We start from the raw sequence: 16,637 nt of genomic DNA, 5'->3' as shown, positions 1-16,637 counted from the left end.
GATAGGTGCGGCACCCCTGGCAGGTAGGCAGGCGCAGGTCAGCCGGTCTGGGCGATGGCGCGCAGGGCGTCGAAGGTCTCCTGTTCGTCTTGCTGGTCGCCGTAGTCGCTGAGTTTCACCGCGACGGTCCTGCTTACGGGGTCGACGTAGATGTACTGCCCGTACACGCCGACGGCGGAGTAGTCCTTGCCGTTGCCGCCGGGGGGATGCCACCACTGCGCGGAGTAGCCCCAGCCGTCGACTTTGTGGGGTGCTGGGGTGGCGATGCGCTTGATCCACGCCCGGGGAATGATCTGTTTGCCCTGGGCGCGGCCGTTGTTCAGGACGAGTTGGCCGAGCTTGGCGTAGTCGCGGGGGGTGGCGTTGATACAGCAGAACGCCTTCTCGTTGCCGTTGTTGTGGTCGAGGTTCCAGGTGGCGGTGTCCTGTGCTCCCATCGGTGCCCAGATGTTGTCCGTCAGGAGGTCGGCCAGTGGTCGGCCTTGGACCTTGGTCAGGACCTGTCCGAGGAGTTCGGTGTTGATGCTGCGGTAGGCGCCTTGGCTGCCTGGCGGGAACTGCAGGTCGCGATGGTCGTGTGCGAAGGCGGGCAGGTCACGGGTGAGGTACATCCGGGCGGTGCCGGTCAGCGGGTAGTACTCGTTGTAGTTCTCCGGGACGTCCACGCCCGAGGTCATGTCCAGAAGGTCGCGCACGGTGATGGCGTCGTAGGCCCCGCCGGTCTTCAACCGGGGCAGGATGTCGACCAGCCGGTCGCCCTCGCGGAGTCTGCCCTGCTCGATGGCCTGCCCGGCCAGCAGGGACACCACCGACTTTGCGGCCGACCAGGAGGACAGGCGGGTGGTGGGGCCCACCCCGTCGCGGTACCACTCGTGGGTCAGCCGACCGTCCCTGAGGACGAGGAAGGCGTTGGTGTGCGTGGTGGCCAGGAACTGCCCGGTCGGCACCCGCTCGCCCTTCCACGGCACGGTGGCGGGAAGCCGCTCTTTGTGGACGGGCAGAGGCGCCGGTGCGGCCGAGGCGGGGATCGTGCGGGTGGCGAACAGGTCGCCTTGCCGCGAGGGCTCGGTGGTCAGCAGTTGGGCCAGCGTGGGCGGCGAGGGGATGTCGAGCAGCGCGGTGGCCGTGTAGGAGCCGGCCACCAGCACGCCAAGCGCCACCGGCAGCGCGATGAGGATGCGCCGTAGTGCGCGTCGTGCCCGCGGCTTCGCAGACGTCGAGGCGGCCACGGTTCGGTCGGTCGGCGCGGCCACTGGGGTGGCGGGGTCGGCGGCGGGAGCGGGCCGGGGGTTTACTGCCGGCCCGGGGCCGCGGCTGTGCGGGGCTTTGGGGTCCGTGTCGGCTGCCTCGTCGGCGACTTCCTCGGCAGGATGGCGGTCAGGCATCGGCGTCGTCCTTGGGGGTGGTGCGGGCGGTTGCGTCGACAGCCAGCCAGAACGCCTCCATCAGCGTCTGGAAGACGGCCTCGTCGTCCTGCGCGGCCAGGTGCGGCAGGTGCGTGGTGATGGCCGGATAGCGTTCGGGGGAGATGGTGGCGTAAGCCCCGGCCCAGGCGTGCTCGTCAGCGGCGCGCACCTCCTGTGGGAGCGCGGCATACCCGGCACGCATGCCTGCGTACGCCAGCACGGTGTCGGCGAGCATCCGTTGGTACCGGGCCACACTGCCCTCGTCCAGACCGATCTCCTCCAGCGCCGCGAGCATCGTCTCCATCGCGGCGAACTCCCCCGGGCCGCGGGTTGTCCGGCACGCGACGGCCGCACCGACGTACGGGTGGGCCTCGAAGACCTCCACCAGGGAGCGGGCCAGCTCCTGCAGCACCTCCCGCGGCCCCAGACCGTCTGGTACCCGTTCCACGGCCATGGTCAGCAGCCGATCCCCCACGGCCAGCAACAGCGTGTCCCGGTCCGAGAAATGCCGCCACACCGCCGACCGGTCCACCCCTAGTTCCTCTCCTAGAACTCGTCCGGTCAGCCCGTCCGGTTCCGCCCGCGCTGCGATCCGCAAGGCCGCCTCCACGATCAGCTCCGGCGACAACCGCACCGCCCGGCCTTTGCCCACAGCCATATCCGCCCCGCCTTCGCGCATATCAGTGTTGTCATCAATGATGACAACACTGATACGAGATGGTCAACTCCTCGATCTGTTCGGTGATTCGGTAGACGTCGTCCGAGACCATCCGTTCCAGGTTCGCGGCGTAAGCCTCGCCGTTTCGGAGGCCGCATCCGGACATCAGGTCGATGACGACGCGCAGGCCGTCGCTGGCGACCGCCTTCATGGAGTGGAGCTCGTCCAGCGTGGGGACGGTGATCTTCCGAGGGACGTACTCGGGCGGGATCACTCCGGCAAAGAGGTCATCCGTGATGCCTCCGCGACGTCGTGCATCGAGAAGGATCTTCTTGAGCGTGTCGAAGGCGTTCTGCTGCGCGGCCAGACCTACTGAACGTTCCTCCATCGACATGATGAAGTCTTCGACAACGGTTGATGTGAACGTGTTCATCCGGCGGGACTCGAGAACCGGAAGAATCTGGCTGCTGAGTACTTGATTGACCGACCGGATGCTTCCCGCAGCGTAATGGCGCTGTCGGGTAAGCCAGGTGGAGGCGTACGCCCCGAAACGTTGTGCTCCGATCTCCCGCTTGAGGTCTGCCTGCTGGCGAGGGGTGTTGCACTTGTCGCTGTAGATCCTGGTCAGCCGTTCCAGCGCTGACTGCTGAGTCGCGTACCCCGTCTCCTCGCACTGGCGACCTGTTGCATCGCGGTAGCGAATGACATAGGGATGGGGGCATCGGTTCTGGCGAGAGCAGGCGCAGTTCTTGAAGAAGCTGCCCATCCCACGTATGAGCTGGGTGGCCAATGTGCACGTCTCCTGATTCATGCTGAGGATTTGCTGACCAATGAGCCCTCAGCATGGCCGTGACCTGCGGCCGCGCCAAACTACGGAACGTTGATCAGCATCTTCATGCCTATCTCCTAGGAAGCTCGGTAGGTGATCCGACGGGTCATCGGGGCCCCCTGGGGTCGCCTCGGGGAGGGTGGACGAAAGCCTTGCTCATCAGTATCGGCCTTGCGGGCGGTGAAGATCATGTGTCCTGCGGCTTCCGGCACGGGGTGACCCGGCCGTCAGCCATCGAGACCCGGTGGTCGGCGCCGTCGCGGACGGAGCCGCCCCGCAGCGGATTCCCGTGGCCTGGGCGGTGCGCGACGGACGCCGCGGGTACTCGGAGAGCGGGACGACCCGTCGGCGTCCGTCCGCTCTTGACGGTGAGGGAGGAAGCATGACCCAGCAGGTGCGCGAGATCATGACCACGGACATCGTCACGGTGGAGCCGCTGACCTCGGTGGTCGACGTCGCCCGGCTGATGCGCCGTGCGGACGTCGGCGATGTGCTGGTGGTCGACGAGGGCCACTTGCGCGGAGTGGTGACCGACCGGGACCTGGTCGTCCGGATCATGGCGGAAGGCGGCGATCCCGGGGACCGTACCGTGGTGAGCGCCTGCAGTGAGGACCTGGTCACGGTCGCCCCCGACGACGACGTCGACCAGGTCATCGGCCTGATGCGGGAGCGGGCGGTGCGCCGGGTGCCCGTCGTCGAGGGTGACCGCCCCGTCGGGATCGTCTCCCTGGGCGACCTGGCCATCGAACGCGATCCCGGCTCCGCGCTCGGGGACATCAGCGCGGCACGGCCCAGCGACTGAACGGGGACTTGGGCGGTCGCGTGACGGGAGACGGATCTCCCGTGCCGGCAAGATCGCCGTCCTGGCCGCGTGGACGCCGACGCCTCCCCACGGGACTTCGTCGGCCTGGTCCGTTCGCACCGGGTCCTGAGGAGCATCCGGGCGCCGGCTGCTGCCGCTCCCTCCGGGGGCGATGCGGGTACTCGGCCGGGGTGGACCCACCGGGTGGCAGGGGATGAGAGCCATGGCCGCGACACATACCGAGGTCCAGGGCCGCCGGGACGGCCAGGGACACGACGCGACGCCCTTCCTCCCGGGCCGGCGCGCGGGTCTGCCCGGGCTGCGGAAGGCGGCCGCGCAGTGTCGCGGCTGCCCGCTGTACCGGGAGGCGACCCAGACGGTGTTCGGCGCGGGCGACGCGGACGCACGCGTCCTGCTCGTCGGCGAGCAGCCCGGGGACCAGGAGGACCGCCAGGGCAGACCGTTCGTCGGCCCCGCGGGCAGGGTGCTGAGACGGGCCCTCGCGGACGCGGGTATCGATCCGGAACAGGTCTACGTCACCAACGCGGTCAAGCACTTCAAGTTCACCGTTCCGGAAGGCCGCAAACGCCGTATCCACAAAGCCCCGACCTTGCGCGAGATGACGGCCTGCCGGCCCTGGCTCGCGGCCGAACTGCGGGTCGTGGCCCCCACCCTGGTCGTGGCGCTCGGCGGGACGGCGGGCAAGGCCCTGCTCGGCCCGGGATTCCGGGTGACCGAGCAGCGCGGTGCCCTGCTGCCCTGGCCCGGCCTCGACGAGAGCGGCGACGCGGACGGTACGGGCGGGGCCGACGAGGGGATCAGCGGGCTGGTGGCGACGATCCACCCGTCCGCCGTCCTGCGCGCCACCGACCGCTCGGCGGTCTACGACGGCCTGGTCGCCGATCTGCGGCTCGTGGCGGACCTCCTCGCGGACGGCGACGGGCGCGCCCGGTGCGACGAGGGCCGATGACCCTCCCCTATCCCGCCAACCTGGGACAGAACCGTGGAACAGAGGATCGGTGACTGGGCGATGACGACCAAGACCGGCAGGAAGACGCGAGGCGGCGCCACGGACAAGGCTGCGGTAAGCGCTCTGCTCGACCGGCAGAAGCGCACCTATGCCGCCGCGGCCGGCATCCGGCTGCGGAACACGCCGGCCCCGCTGTATCAGGCACTCATGCTGGCGATCCTCCTCAGCGCCCGGATCAGGGCCGACATCGCGGTCGCGTCGGCTCGCGCGCTGTTCGACGCGGGGATGCGTGATCCGCGGGCGATGGCGAAGGCGTCCTGGCAGGACCGCGTCGACGCATTGGGCAAGGGCGGCTACCGGCGCTACGACGAACGGGCCTCCACCCTGCTCGGCAGGGGAGCGGACCTGGTGCTCGACCGCTACGGCGGTGATCTGCGCCGGTTGCGTGCGGAATCCGCCCCGGAGAAGGCCCTGTTGGACATCCCCGGGATCGGGCCCACCGGGGTCGACATCTTCCTGCGCGAGGTGCAGGGCGTCTGGCCGGAGTTCGCGCCGTACATCGACCGCAAGGCCCTGGACGGGGCGCGCCTGCTCGGGCTGCCGGCCTCGCCGGCAAAGCTTGAGGGCCTTGTCGCAGAGCGTGACATGCCGCGTTTGGTGGACGGCCTGGTCCACGCGGCGCTCGACAAACCGCTGGCCCACGAGATCCTCGCCGCCGCCGGCGCCACCTGACGTACGGCACGCCTCGCGCAGCTTCTGAGCGCGCCGCCCCCGGGTCGAGGGCGCCGTCCACACCGGCCAGCCGCTTGCCCGCCCGCGCGAGGCCGGGCGCGTGCAGCACACCGTTGACGAGCCCCGGGGCCGGCCGTGCCAGGTGCGCCCATACCGGCAGCCAGCCCATCGAGTAGTGGGCCGCCGGGCGCAGCCGGCCGGCATAGTGGTGGGCGAGGAACTCGGCCTTGTACGTGGCCATGTCCACCCCCGTCGGGCAGTCGGACCTGCACCCCTTGCACGCCAGACACAGATCGAGCGCGTCGCGCACCTCGGTCGAGCGCCAGCCGTCCGTGACGGCCGAGTCGGGGTGGCCGTCGAGCATCTCGAACAGCAGCCGGGCGCGGCCACGGGTCGAGTGCTCCTCCTCCTTGGTCGCCCGGTACGACGGACACATCACGCCGCCCCTTAGGGTGCGGCAGTTCCCGATCCCCACGCAGCGCAGCACCGCCCGGTGGAAGGAGTGGTCGTCGTGCGGGTAACCGAAGTACGTGTCGGACGCGGCGGGCCGCCAGGTGGGGCCAAGCCGCAGCTGACCGTCGACCGGCTGCGGGTCGACGACCTTGCCGGGGTTCATCCGGTTGCCCGGATCGAACACCGCCTTCAGCTCGCCGAAGGCGGCCACCAGCCGCTCGCCGAACATGCGGGCCAGCAGCTCACCCTGCGCCTGGCCGTCCCCGTGCTCACCCGACAGCGAGCCGCCGTAGGACGCGACGAGGTCCGCGGCCCGCTCCAGGAAGCGGCGGAAGTCCGCGACGCCCTGCGCCGTCCGCATCCCGAACGGGATCCGGGTGTGCACACACCCCTGCCCGAAATGGCCGTACAGCGAAGGGTGGTCGTAGTCGAACTCCGTGAACAGCCGCTTCAGGTCGCATATAGTCGCCGAGCCGCTCGGGCGGGACGGCGGAGTCCTCCCAGCCCTCCCAGGTCTCGCGGCCGTCCGGTGGACGCGCGGTCACCCCCAGCCCGGCCTCGCGGGCCCTGAGCATCCTGTCCTTCCGCTCGGGATCGTCGGAGAAGGCGACCGAGGCATCCTTCGCGTCGCGGCCGATCGCCTCCAGCAGCGCGTGCGCCTGCTCGTCGACGTCCTCCTGGCTGTCGCCGCTGAACTGCAGCAGCAGCCAGCTGTCGCCCTCGGGAAGGGTGCGGAGCGAGTCGAGGTAGGCGTGCTCCTCGCGCATCAGCTGGGCCATCCGCCCGTCCAGGGCCTCCAGCTGGCCGGGAGAACAGTGCTTCAGCAGCCGGGGTACGTCGTCGGCGGCGCGGCAGATGTCCTCGTAACCGAGGACGAGCAGGGACCGGCTGGGCGGTACCGGGACGAGATCGAGTTCGGCGCGCAGGACGGTCACCAGGGTGCCCTCGCTGCCGACCAGGGCCTTGGCGAGGTCGAAGCCGTTCTCCGGCAGCAGGGAGTCGAGGTTGTAGCCGGACACCCGGCGCGGGATCCTGGGGTAGCCGTGCCGGATGTCGGCCAGATGACCGGCGACGATGCGGTCCAGTCCGTCGTAGACCTCGGCCCGGCGCCCGCCCTCGGCGGCGATCCGCGCACGCTCGGCGCCGGACGTAGGCCCCACCCACATGCGCAGGCCGTCATAGGTAAGGACCTCCAGCCGGCGCACGTTGTCCACGGTCTTGCCGTACGCCTGCGCGGAGGCCCCGCACGAGTTGTTGCCGATCATGCCGCCCAGGGCGCAGTGGCTGTGGGTCGAGGGTTTCGGCCCGAACTGCGGGCGGTGGTCGGACAGCCGCCGGTTGAGTTCGTCCAGGACGATGCCGGGTTCCACCACGCACGAACGGGTCTCGGGGGTGACGGAGACGACGGCCTCGACACCGCGCGGGATCACGACGCCGATCGGCACCTGCCGGTAGTTGGAGCCGTCCGTGGAGTACGCGCCCCCGGTGCCTGCGTCGAAGCGGACCTCGGCATCGGTCTCATGGCGCAGCGCCGCTGCCGGCCCGGCCTCGTCCACGGGGGCTGCGCGTGCCTCGCCCGCACGCCTGCTCATGGTCGCTCTCCGGTCCTCGCACTGGCATCCGTCCGCTGACTCGGACACCGGGTACCCCGGCGGCGCGGAGGCAACAGCGATCCGCCGGAGTACCCGAGCGTACGGACGAGGAGAGACCTCGGCTCACGGGCAAGGAGCGGTCGAGGATCAGGCGGGTACTCCCTCGGAAGCCATGAGGACCGTGGAGCGTGCCTGATGCCGGCGCTCATAGTCCAGCACCCGCCGGGTGACCCGCTCGGTGGCCTCACCGAGGCGCTTGAGGATCTCGTCCTCGTCCATGCCGTCGTACCCGGGCCACGGCTCGGGCCCGAGCAGGTCCGCGATCCTGCTCAGGACCGCGGGGCGCGCCGCATGAGAGCGCTCGTAGGCGCCGACCGTGGCGAGATCCGTCTGGTGCAGCTGCGGCAGCCGGTCGAGGATCGTCCTGGCGCCGAGCCGCCGGTAGTCGGAGATCGGCAGTTCCATCTCCGAGATGAGGGCACCGTCCGGCGCACCCCGAAGCCGGTCCGCTCCCGGCATGCGCTCGGCGGTTTCCCGCAGCCAGTGGCTCCATTCGCGCACCGCATGGGCGACGCCGCCGGCGGCCGGGCTCTCGGCGGCCACGACCGCCGCCTCGGCCTGCTGTTCGAGGCTGTTGCCCAGTTCCTCCAGCGTCTCCTCGCCGTCGCGGCGAATGGAGCGCAGCAGTTCCGAACTGACGCTGTCCCGGGCCTTCTGCGCGATCCGCTCGGCCGCCCGGCAGATCGCCACCCCGAAGGCGGTGACCGCGTACTCGTCCTGGGCGTTGTTGAGCAATTGCTGCTCTGCGGCCGTTCCCCGCCCCCGCAGCAGGGCGTTCGGGACGACCCACACCGTTTCCAGGGTCAGCCGGGCCGCGTGCTCGGCGATGTGCCGGACGTTCCCGGCAGCCGTCTGCACCAGCCCACGGGGCTTCAAGAAGTTCAGCCGTTCGTCGAGGAGATACACATGGCCCCGGGCATCCCCCATGCGACGCTCCAGGATCTCCCGGTACTCCCCGACGGGGGTGACGGCGAGGTGGGCTCTGAAACGGCCGGCGAGCGCCGCCTCGGCCTCACGGACCTCACGCAGTGCCTGAACAAGCATGTCTGTGGCTACGGTCATCACGTTTCCTTCGGCTGGTGCGATGCTCGCAACAATCGGACCGGCTGGATGGCCGGCCCGGCCTCCTCACGGTGCCCCGAAACGACCGCCCCCGCATCTCGCGGGGTACGGATGGAGCAGCGCTGCCGACAGCACGTGAACGCGTCCGTCGCGCGGCGTGTCGCGCAGGCCACCCCGCACATCCCCCTGATGCCGCAGCTGACCTGCCCGACGATGCGCTACCGACAACCAACCCGCCGCCCCTCGGGGTGGCGGTCTCCGGCGAGCAGTCCTGCCGGCCGGCGGGCCGACTCGCCGACTCGCCGACCTGATGACCGCCGTCGAGCCGGCCGCGAGGCTTGCCACCGCCTTGGACGAGAACGGTGGCGCCGCGCAGTCGCCCGACCTCGACCGGGCGGAGAAGACGCCGCCGCCCGTACGCCGCCCCGATCCGGCCGGATGCCGGCTGCACGGCCCGTGGTGCGACACGCCCGAGGCGAATCGTTGCGTCAGGGGCGGGGCGGAGGCACAGTGAAGCCCCGGTCAAGACGCGGCTGGCTGATCCTTCCCCACCCAGGAAGTCCGATCCCCAGGAAGTCCGATCCCATGGAAAACGGCCAGCTGTCCCGTGCCCGGGCCCGCCCCGGCCACCCGGCCCCGCTTCTTCTGACGCAGACCGTGCACGAGCACCGGCCCGAGACCGGCGCGCTCAGTGTCCTGAAGGCCCGGGGCACGGTCGACGCCTCCAACGCCATGGCGTTCTCCGAAGCGGTCGCCGAGCACATCGCCCGAGCCGACCGGGCCGGCGAACACCCCGTGCTGGACCTGACCGAGGTGTACCTCGCCTGCGCGGCCGCTGTGCGGTCCATGGACCGGGCGACCGGGGTCCTCGCCTTCTCCGGCCGCGTCCTGCCCGTCGTACAGCCCCGGCCGCATGTGCGGGAGGCGCTGCGCGCGGCGGGCCTGCCGGGCGTCCGGGTGCACGCCACGATGGCGTCCGCCCTGAACTCCCTGGACCCCCTGACTCTCGTGCACTCCCCGGAGGCCCGCCGGCGCCCCGGCCCGCCCCCCGGCGGCACCGATTGGTGACCACGGCGGTCCGGCCCCCGCCCGGCGCGGTGGATGGCGCGGCCGGGGGCCGGGCACCTACCGTGCACACAGGTCAGGAAGAGGCCCATCGAGTTCTGCGCGACATCTTGTCCGGGTGATGCCATGAAACCCTCTTCCGACCCGTCCACCGCCCCGGCCCCGCTCGTCATCGAGTCGTCCGTCGTCGACGGACTGCCCGCCGAGGAAGCCCTGCTGCTGCGCATCTCCGGCAGCCTCGACACCGCGGGGGCCCATGCCTGGGCGGCGGCGCTGCGCGGCCACCTCGAAGAGGCGGACCGCGCGGGCCTGCGGCCCGTCCTGGACATGGCGCATGTGCAGCTCGGTGGCGCCGCGGTGCTGCACACGCTCAGCGAGACGACCCGGTCGCGCACCGGACGCCCGGACCTGATCATCGTCCGCGCCCGGCCCGGAGTACGGGAGGCGGTGCATCTCGCCCGGCTGGACGGCGTCCGGCTCTACGCCACCCTCGACGAGGCGCTGCGGGAGCTGGCCCGCGCCGCCGCCCGCGTGGAGGACCTGCCGGCCTGGCGCTCGCAGATGGCGGATCCGCTGCGGCCCAGCTACGACGATCTCCGCAAGGAGGTCCGCGCGCTGCGCGCCCGGGTGCGCACCGCCCCGGTCATCGGCATGGCGCAGGGCGTGCTCATGGTCCGCTACGGCCTGCCGGACTCCGGCAGCGCCTTCCGGGCGCTGTGCGAGGCCTCGCAGCGGTTCAACGTGCCGCTGCGGGTCCTGGTCTCCGCCGTGGTGGTGGCCCGGCCCCCGGACGGCGAGCTGTGGTTCCCGGGCCGTCGCCCCCTGCCCGTGCCGCCGCTGCGCATCCTGGCGCGCGCCGACCGGGACCCCCGCTACCGGGGCCGGATGATCGACGCCGTCCTGCACGAGGCGCTGGCCCTGGGGCGCGCACCGGCCGGGTACGTGCGGCTCGTCGACCCGGCCGGGAACGCGCTGATGCTGGAGAATCACCGGGGCTGCGCGGACCCGTTCCTCGACCACCTCGTGCGCGGCCGCGACGAGGACACGGCCGACGCCGTGGCCCGCCTGCGCGGACGACGGGTGTGCGTGCCCGACGTGGCCGACGGCGCGCTGCTCTCCGAGGAGTGCCGGCGGGTCCTGCTGACCTCGGGCACCCGCGCCCTGCAGAGCATCCCGGTGCTGTCCTCGGCCGGCTCGTGCACCGGCGTGATCACCCTGCACTGGCCCGACGCCGGGCACCGGCCCACCGACGGCGAGGCCGAGACCCTCGGTGTACTGGCCGCCGACACCGCGGCCTGGCTGAGCTGGTACCACCGCACGGTACTCCTCGACGCCCTCGAACACCTCCACCGGACGGTGACCGCCTCGACGTAGTCCCGCGCCCGCTCGGCGTACGACACCTGGTGCCCCGGCCAGGGCCCCGCAGGCACTACGCTCACCGGTATGCGGATCTCGGTCTCCTCCGACATGGACGAACCCGTGGCCCGTCAGCTCCTCGCCGAGCTGCGGCGCCGCGGTCACGAGGTACGGACGCACGGCGCCCTGCGGCCCGGCGCCGACGCGCAGTGGGCGGCCTGCTCGGAGGCGGCCGCCCGGGACGTGGCCGACGGCGCCGCCGATCAGGCCGTGGTGTGCTGCTGGACCGGTACCGGCGCCTCCATCGCGGCCAACAAGGTGCCCGGCGTACGCGCCGCGCTGTGCACGGACGCCGTCACGGCGGACGGCGCGCGCCGCTGGAACGACGCCAACGTCCTCGCGCTGAGCCTGCGCCTGACATCCGCACCGCTGCTGGCGGAGATCCTCGACGCCTGGTTCGCCGGCGAGCCCAGTCAGGACCCCGAGGACCGGCAGAACGTGGACCGCGTCGGCCGCCTGGACGCCGCCCGGACGGATTCGTAGCCGCGGGACGGGCCGAGCCGGGCCGGCCGGACGGGCCGGGATTCAGTGGGCGCCGAGACCGCCGCCGCCGAACGAGCCGCTGGAACCCCGGCTCCAGCGCGGACGCTCCTTGGACGCGCTCGGCCTGCTGTCCATGTTGCTCAGCTCGTACGGGGTGAGCGGGCGACCGCCCTTGGGCATCTGGGGAACCTCCTGGGATTCCCTGTTCTCCCGGACTTCGCGCACCGGACCCTCCGGCGGCAGCTTGGGCTGTTCCTCGGGGCGCGGCCGAGGGGACTCGCGGTACTTGACGCGGGAGTTCATCCAGAAGCCGCCGGCGAGCAGCGCCAGCACACCCAGGGCCACGACGAACAGGACGAGGCTCATCAGGCCGCTCGCTGCGGCCAGCTGCATCGATGCGGTACTCATAGGATAGGGATACCCCGCCCAGAACTGGACGAACCGGACACTTTGCGTGACGACCGGTCGACGGGCGGCGACCTCGCGCTCCGCGGAATTGGACCGGGGCGTGTCATTCCCTATTTCTGGAACACGTTCTACGGTGTGCGCCGTCAGGACCGCCCTTGGGGAGCCTGGAGGCGCCGTGCATCTCGACCACACGCCCGAGCAGCAGCGACTGCGCGCCGAACTGCGCGCCTACTTCGCACAGCTGGTCCCGGACAACGCCTACGCCCGCTATGTCGACCCGGCCGCGCAGAAGCGCTTCTACCGGGACACCATCCGCCGCCTCGGCGCGGACGGCTGGCTCGGCGTCGGCTGGCCCGAGGAGTACGGCGGGCGGGGCATGACGGCGATGGATCAGTTCATCTTCTTCGACGAGGCCGCGCAGGCCGGCGTACCGCTGCCGCTGATGGCGCTGAACACCGTCGGCCCGACGCTCATGCGCTACGGCACCGACGAACAGAAGGCGTACTTCCTGCCGCGCGTCCTCTCCGGCGAGATCGACTTCGCGATCGGCTACAGCGAACCGGACGCCGGCACCGACCTGGCCGCCCTGAAGACCAGGGCCGTACGCGACGGCGACGAATATGTCGTCAACGGGCAGAAGATCTGGACGACCAACGGCGACACGGCGGACTGGGTCTGGCTCGCCGTGCGCACCGACCCCGCCGCCCCGCCGCACAAGGGCATCACCATGCTGTTGGTGCCGACCTCCGATCCGGGCTACTCCTGCACGGTGATCAACACGCTCGCCTCCCACGACACCACCGCGAGCTACTACGAGAACATCCGCGTCCCGGTCTCCCGGCGCGTCGGCGAGGAGAACCAGGGCTGGCGGCTGATCACCAACCAGCTCAACCATGAACGCGTCACCCTCGCCGCCCACGGCACCATGGCCATCCGCGCCCTGTACGACGTGCAGCGCTGGGCGCGGGAGACCAAGCTCGCCGACGGCCGCCGGGTCGCCGACCTGCCCTGGGTCCGCCGGCTGCTGGCCCGTACCCACACCCGGCTCGACGCGATGAAGCTCATGAACTGGCAGATGGTCACGGCCGTCCAGGAGAGCACGCTCACCCCGCAGGACGCCTCCGCCGTCAAGGTCTACGGCTCCGAGGCCCGCCGCGACGCCTACGCCTGGCTCATGGAGATCGTCGCCGCCGCGGGCCCCCTGAAGGAGGGCTCGGCCGGCGCCGTCCTCCACGGCGAGCTGGAACGCGGCTACCGCTCGGCGGTCATCTTCACCTTCGGCGGCGGCAACAACGAGATCCAGCGCGAGATAATCTCCTGGATCGGCCTGGGAATGCCGAGGGTGCGGCGCTAGCGGGACCTGTCGGCAGAGAAAGGTGACATCCAGCGGTGGTGGTCATACCCGAGGCCATGGGCGACCCCGGCCTGTTCACGCCGGACTCCGTGACCTGGCAGATGCACGGCGACCCCATGATGTGGGTCGCCGGTGTCCGCGCGCTCTACCTCCAGGCCCTGCACCCGCGCGCCGTCCGCGGCGTCATGCAGAACTCCGACTTCCGGCGCGACGCCTGGGGCCGGCTCATGCGCACCGCCCACTTCGTCGGCACGACGACATACGGCACCACCGAGGCCGCCGAACGCGCAGGCGCCCGCGTACGGAAGATCCACAGCATGCTCACGGCGACCGACCCGGACACCGGCGAGCGGTACGGCATCGACGAACCCGGACTGCTGCTGTGGGTGCACTGCGCGGAGATCGACTCCTATCTGCAGGTGCTGCGCCGCTCCGGCTTCCCGCTCACCGACGCCCAGGCCGACCGGTACATCGCCGAACACCGGATCAGCGCACGCCTGGTGGGCCTCGACCCGCAGACCGTACCGGCGAGCCGGGCCGAACTCGCCGCATACTTCGCCACGGTGCGGCCGGAGCTGGCCGTGGGAGACGAGGCACGCGCCGTGGACGACTTCCTGCTCCGCCCGCCGACGCATGTGCTCCTCGTACCGGCGCGCGAGGTGCTGTGGCGGCGTGTGGCGCAGTTGGCCTACGCCGCGCTGCCTCCGTACGCCCATGAGCTGTACGGCAGACCGGCTCCCGCACCCGCTGTCGTCACCCGCCGGCTGCGGGCCACGGGCACGCTTCTACGGTGCGTTCCCGCACGTGTGCGCTGGCAGCTGCCGCCCAAACACATCCTGCGCGCCATGGCGAGGCTCGGCCCCGGGGCACGTCCGGCGCCGTACAAAGTCGGGCGATAGGCCGCCATACTGGACGAGCAGGGGGTGTGGCGGGGTGCGGCCGGGCGCGGCCCGGGGCAGCTTCCCGGCAGCGGGGCGGTTGGCGACGGGGGCGGCGGATCGCTATGGGGGAGAACAGGCTGGTTCAGGACCGGTACCGGCTGCTCGACCTGATCGGGCGGGGCGGGATGGGCGAGGTGTGGCGGGCCCGGGACGAGTCCCTGGGCCGGCAGGTCGCGGTGAAATGCCTCAAGCCGCTGAGCCCGTACGGCGATCCGTCCCTCACCCGCGTCCTGCGGGAACGGTTCCGCCGTGAGGCCCGGGTGGCCGCCGCCCTCTCGCACCGCGGGGTGACCGTCGTCCATGACTTCGGTGAGTCCGACGGGATCCCGTACCTGGTGATGGAGCTGCTGGAGGGCCGTGACCTGAGCCGGCTGCTGGAGGACAACAAGGGGCATCCGCTGCCCGTGGACGATGTGCAGGACATCGCCGCCCAGGTCGCCGCCGCACTCGCCTACACCCACCGACAAGGCGTCGTGCACCGCGACTTGAAGCCGGCCAACATCGTGCGGCTGACCGACGGCACCGTGAAGATCTGCGACTTCGGCATCGCCCGCCTCGGCCACGACATCGGCCTCACCGCCCGGCTGACCGGCACCGGCGTGGCCCTCGGCACCCCGCACTACATGTCCCCGGAGCAGATCGTCGGCGACGAGGTCGACCGGCGCAGCGATCTGTACTCGCTGGGCTGCGTGCTGTACGAAATCGCCACCGGCGCACCGCCGTTCGACCTGGAGGACGCCTGGGCGGTCCTCATCGGCCACCGCGACACCCCGCCCCGGCCTCCGCGCGAACGGCGCCCGGAGCTGCCCGGCCACCTGGAGGAGATCATCCTCGGCCTGCTGGCCAAGCAGCCCGAGGAACGACCGGACGACGCGGGGGAGTTGGTCCGCCGGATCCGGGAGGGCCGTACAACGGCCGTCCCCGGTACGGCCGCAGGACCCGCGCTCCCCGAGGCCGGAGTGCGCCTGCCGCGCTGGACCCAGGGCATGACCACCGGCCACAAGGCGCTCGGCGCCGGGCTCGGCGCGCTGCCCCCGGACGCCGGGGCGGCCCTGTCGGACCGATGGGCCGGGCGGACCGCCGCCGCACCGGTGACCGTGCTCCCTGCCGTACCGCAGAAGGTGCCGCTCCCCGCCGTGCCGTCTGAGGTGCAGCTCCCTGCCGTGCCGCCGAAGGAGCCCCGCTTCGCCGTGCCGCCGAAGGTGCCGTCCCCCGCTGTGCCGCCGGAAGCTCTCATGGCCCTCGCCGCGCGGCAGCGCGATGCGGTCCGGCTGGCCGGGCTCGGCCGGTGGGCCGAGGCGGCCGAGGCACACGGAGCCGTGACCGCCGAGCGGGCCGCGCTGCTCGGTGCCGACCGCCCCGAGACACTGGCGAGCCGCTACGAGACCGCCTTCGCCCTCGTCCGCGCCGGCCGCGTCGCCGAGGCGCTGGCCGCCTATACCGACCTCGCCGAGACCAGAGCGCGCGTGCTCGGCGCCGACCACTGCGACACCCTCGCCGCCCGCCAGGAGACCGCCTATGCCCTGGGGCGGCTGGGCCGCCACTTCGAGGCCCACCAGCTCTACGCGGAGGTGCTGGCCGCCCGGGTGCGCGCCATGGGCCCCGACCACCCCGACACCCTGCGCTGCCGCCACAACCTCGCCTGCACCCTCGGCCGGCTCGGCCGCCTGGAGGACGCCTGCCGTACGGCCCTGGAGGTGGCCGCCGCCCGGGCCCGGGTACTCGGCCCCGACCACCCCGAAACCCTGGTCTCGCGCTGCGAAGTCGCCTACGCCCAGGGCCAGTCGGGCCGCTGGGAGGAGGCGCTGCGCATCTATCGCGAGGTCGCGGCGGCCCGGGGGCGCGTGCTCGGCGCCGATCACCCCGACACCCTCGCCGCCCGCTACGAGACCGCCCTCAGCCTCGGTCGCCTCGGCCGCAGCGCGGACGCCCTGCGTCTGTACCGGGAGCTGATCGTGGACCGTTCCCGTGTCCAGGGCCCCACCCACCCGGAGACACTCCGGGCCCGGCACGGCCTCGGGGTCAACCTCGGCCGGCTGGGCCGCTGGGAGGAAGCCCTGACCGAGGCACGGGACGTCTGTCTGCTCCGCGAGCAGACCCTGGGGCCCGCCCACCCCGACACGCTCGTCAGCCGACGCGAGGTCGCCGTCGCCCTGGGCTGGCTGGGCCGCTGGGCGGAGGCCCTCACCGAGTACCGGCGGGTCACCGCCACCCGCGAGCAGCTCCTCGGCCCGGACCACCCGGACACCCTCGCCGGCCGCAGCGACGAGGCCCACTGCCTGGAGCGCCTCGGCCGGGGCACCGAGGCCGGCGAGCTGTACCGCAGGGTCGCGGTGATCCGCCGCCGCTCCGCGTCCGAGGGCACCTGACCCCGCTCGGGGCGGCGGCGCGTGGCCATGGCCGGGG

General features: G+C 72.0%; 15 protein-coding genes and 1 pseudogene. 10 read left to right on the top strand and 6 right to left on the bottom strand.

The genetic code is table 11. From position 1 onward, the window contains the following. Nucleotides 1-38: 38 nt before the first annotated feature. The 3 genes from AB0L75_RS14100 to AB0L75_RS14090 are packed head-to-tail and all read right to left on the bottom strand — an operon-like array spanning nucleotide 39 to nucleotide 2,830. The gene (locus AB0L75_RS14100) at nucleotides 39-1,385 is read right to left on the bottom strand and encodes a serine hydrolase (RefSeq protein ID WP_365180221.1); all 1,347 of its coding nucleotides are present in this window, start codon (nucleotides 1,383-1,385) and stop codon (nucleotides 39-41) included. Further along, nucleotides 1,378-2,064: a TetR/AcrR family transcriptional regulator C-terminal domain-containing protein gene (locus tag AB0L75_RS14095; protein ID WP_365180218.1), complete on the bottom strand. Its 687-nt coding sequence runs from the start codon at nucleotides 2,062-2,064 to the stop codon at nucleotides 1,378-1,380. The genes AB0L75_RS14100 and AB0L75_RS14095 overlap by 8 nt, the downstream gene beginning before the upstream one ends. A 34-nt stretch (nucleotides 2,065-2,098) precedes the next feature. After that, nucleotides 2,099-2,830: a hypothetical protein gene (locus tag AB0L75_RS14090; RefSeq protein WP_365180215.1), complete on the bottom strand. Its 732-nt coding sequence runs from the start codon at nucleotides 2,828-2,830 to the stop codon at nucleotides 2,099-2,101. 445 nt (nucleotides 2,831-3,275) lie between these two features. Between AB0L75_RS14090 and AB0L75_RS14085 the strand changes: the two genes are divergently transcribed. From AB0L75_RS14085 to AB0L75_RS14075, 3 genes are all read left to right on the top strand, one after another. Continuing rightward, a complete protein-coding gene (locus AB0L75_RS14085; protein WP_365180212.1) occupies nucleotides 3,276-3,695 on the top strand; it encodes a CBS domain-containing protein in 420 nt (139 codons plus the stop codon). Nucleotides 3,696-3,918: 223 nt separating this feature from the next. Beyond that, nucleotides 3,919-4,665, top strand: a complete 747-nt coding sequence (locus AB0L75_RS14080; protein ID WP_365180209.1) for a UdgX family uracil-DNA binding protein — start codon at nucleotides 3,919-3,921, stop codon at nucleotides 4,663-4,665. A gap of 60 nt (nucleotides 4,666-4,725) precedes the next feature. After that, entirely contained in the window at nucleotides 4,726-5,397 is a 672-nt protein-coding gene (locus AB0L75_RS14075; protein WP_365180625.1) for an endonuclease, read from the top strand. Nucleotides 5,398-5,452: 55 nt separating this feature from the next. Here AB0L75_RS14075 and AB0L75_RS14070 read toward each other — a convergent pair. Then, nucleotides 5,453-7,442: pseudogene (locus AB0L75_RS14070) on the bottom strand (FAD-binding and (Fe-S)-binding domain-containing protein); the annotation flags it as partial. Between the two features lie 147 nt (nucleotides 7,443-7,589). Beyond that, nucleotides 7,590-8,564, bottom strand: coding sequence for a hypothetical protein (locus AB0L75_RS14065; RefSeq protein ID WP_365180206.1), 975 nt, complete (start codon nucleotides 8,562-8,564; stop codon nucleotides 7,590-7,592). 310 nt (nucleotides 8,565-8,874) lie between these two features. Between AB0L75_RS14065 and AB0L75_RS14060 the strand changes: the two genes are divergently transcribed. The 4 genes from AB0L75_RS14060 (at nucleotide 8,875) to AB0L75_RS14045 (ending at nucleotide 11,528) form a co-directional block, all read left to right on the top strand. After that, nucleotides 8,875-9,078: a hypothetical protein gene (locus AB0L75_RS14060; protein ID WP_365180652.1), complete on the top strand. Its 204-nt coding sequence runs from the start codon at nucleotides 8,875-8,877 to the stop codon at nucleotides 9,076-9,078. Nucleotides 9,079-9,149: 71 nt separating this feature from the next. Beyond that, on the top strand, nucleotides 9,150-9,632 hold the full coding sequence (locus AB0L75_RS14055; RefSeq protein ID WP_365180203.1) for an STAS domain-containing protein: 483 nt from the start codon (nucleotides 9,150-9,152) through the stop codon (nucleotides 9,630-9,632). 123 nt (nucleotides 9,633-9,755) lie between these two features. Further along, nucleotides 9,756-11,003 carry an ANTAR domain-containing protein gene (locus tag AB0L75_RS14050; protein WP_365180201.1) on the top strand — a complete coding sequence of 416 codons (1,248 nt, stop codon included), beginning with the start codon at nucleotides 9,756-9,758 and terminating at the stop codon, nucleotides 11,001-11,003. 69 nt (nucleotides 11,004-11,072) lie between these two features. Beyond that, a complete protein-coding gene (locus AB0L75_RS14045; RefSeq protein WP_365180198.1) occupies nucleotides 11,073-11,528 on the top strand; it encodes an RpiB/LacA/LacB family sugar-phosphate isomerase in 456 nt (151 codons plus the stop codon). Between the two features lie 42 nt (nucleotides 11,529-11,570). Here the strand turns inward: AB0L75_RS14045 and AB0L75_RS14040 are convergent, their stop codons facing one another. Further along, nucleotides 11,571-11,936 (bottom strand): DUF6479 family protein, encoded by a 366-nt coding sequence (locus AB0L75_RS14040; RefSeq protein ID WP_365180196.1) that lies wholly within the window; start codon nucleotides 11,934-11,936, stop codon nucleotides 11,571-11,573. A 175-nt stretch (nucleotides 11,937-12,111) separates the two neighbouring features. Between AB0L75_RS14040 and AB0L75_RS14035 the strand changes: the two genes are divergently transcribed. The 3 genes from AB0L75_RS14035 (at nucleotide 12,112) to AB0L75_RS14025 (ending at nucleotide 16,600) form a co-directional block, all read left to right on the top strand. Then, nucleotides 12,112-13,290: an acyl-CoA dehydrogenase family protein gene (locus AB0L75_RS14035; RefSeq protein WP_365180193.1), complete on the top strand. Its 1,179-nt coding sequence runs from the start codon at nucleotides 12,112-12,114 to the stop codon at nucleotides 13,288-13,290. Between the two features lie 56 nt (nucleotides 13,291-13,346). Continuing rightward, nucleotides 13,347-14,189, top strand: a complete 843-nt coding sequence (locus AB0L75_RS14030; protein WP_365180622.1) for an oxygenase MpaB family protein — start codon at nucleotides 13,347-13,349, stop codon at nucleotides 14,187-14,189. Between the two features lie 104 nt (nucleotides 14,190-14,293). Next, a complete protein-coding gene (locus tag AB0L75_RS14025) occupies nucleotides 14,294-16,600 on the top strand; it encodes a tetratricopeptide repeat protein (RefSeq protein ID WP_365180190.1) in 2,307 nt (768 codons plus the stop codon). Nucleotides 16,601-16,637: the final 37 nt, after the last annotated feature.

The organism is Streptomyces sp. NPDC052101, assembly GCF_040680235.1.
Lineage (GTDB): Bacteria > Actinomycetota > Actinomycetes > Streptomycetales > Streptomycetaceae > Streptomyces.
This window is presented reverse-complemented; position numbering and strand designations above follow the sequence as displayed.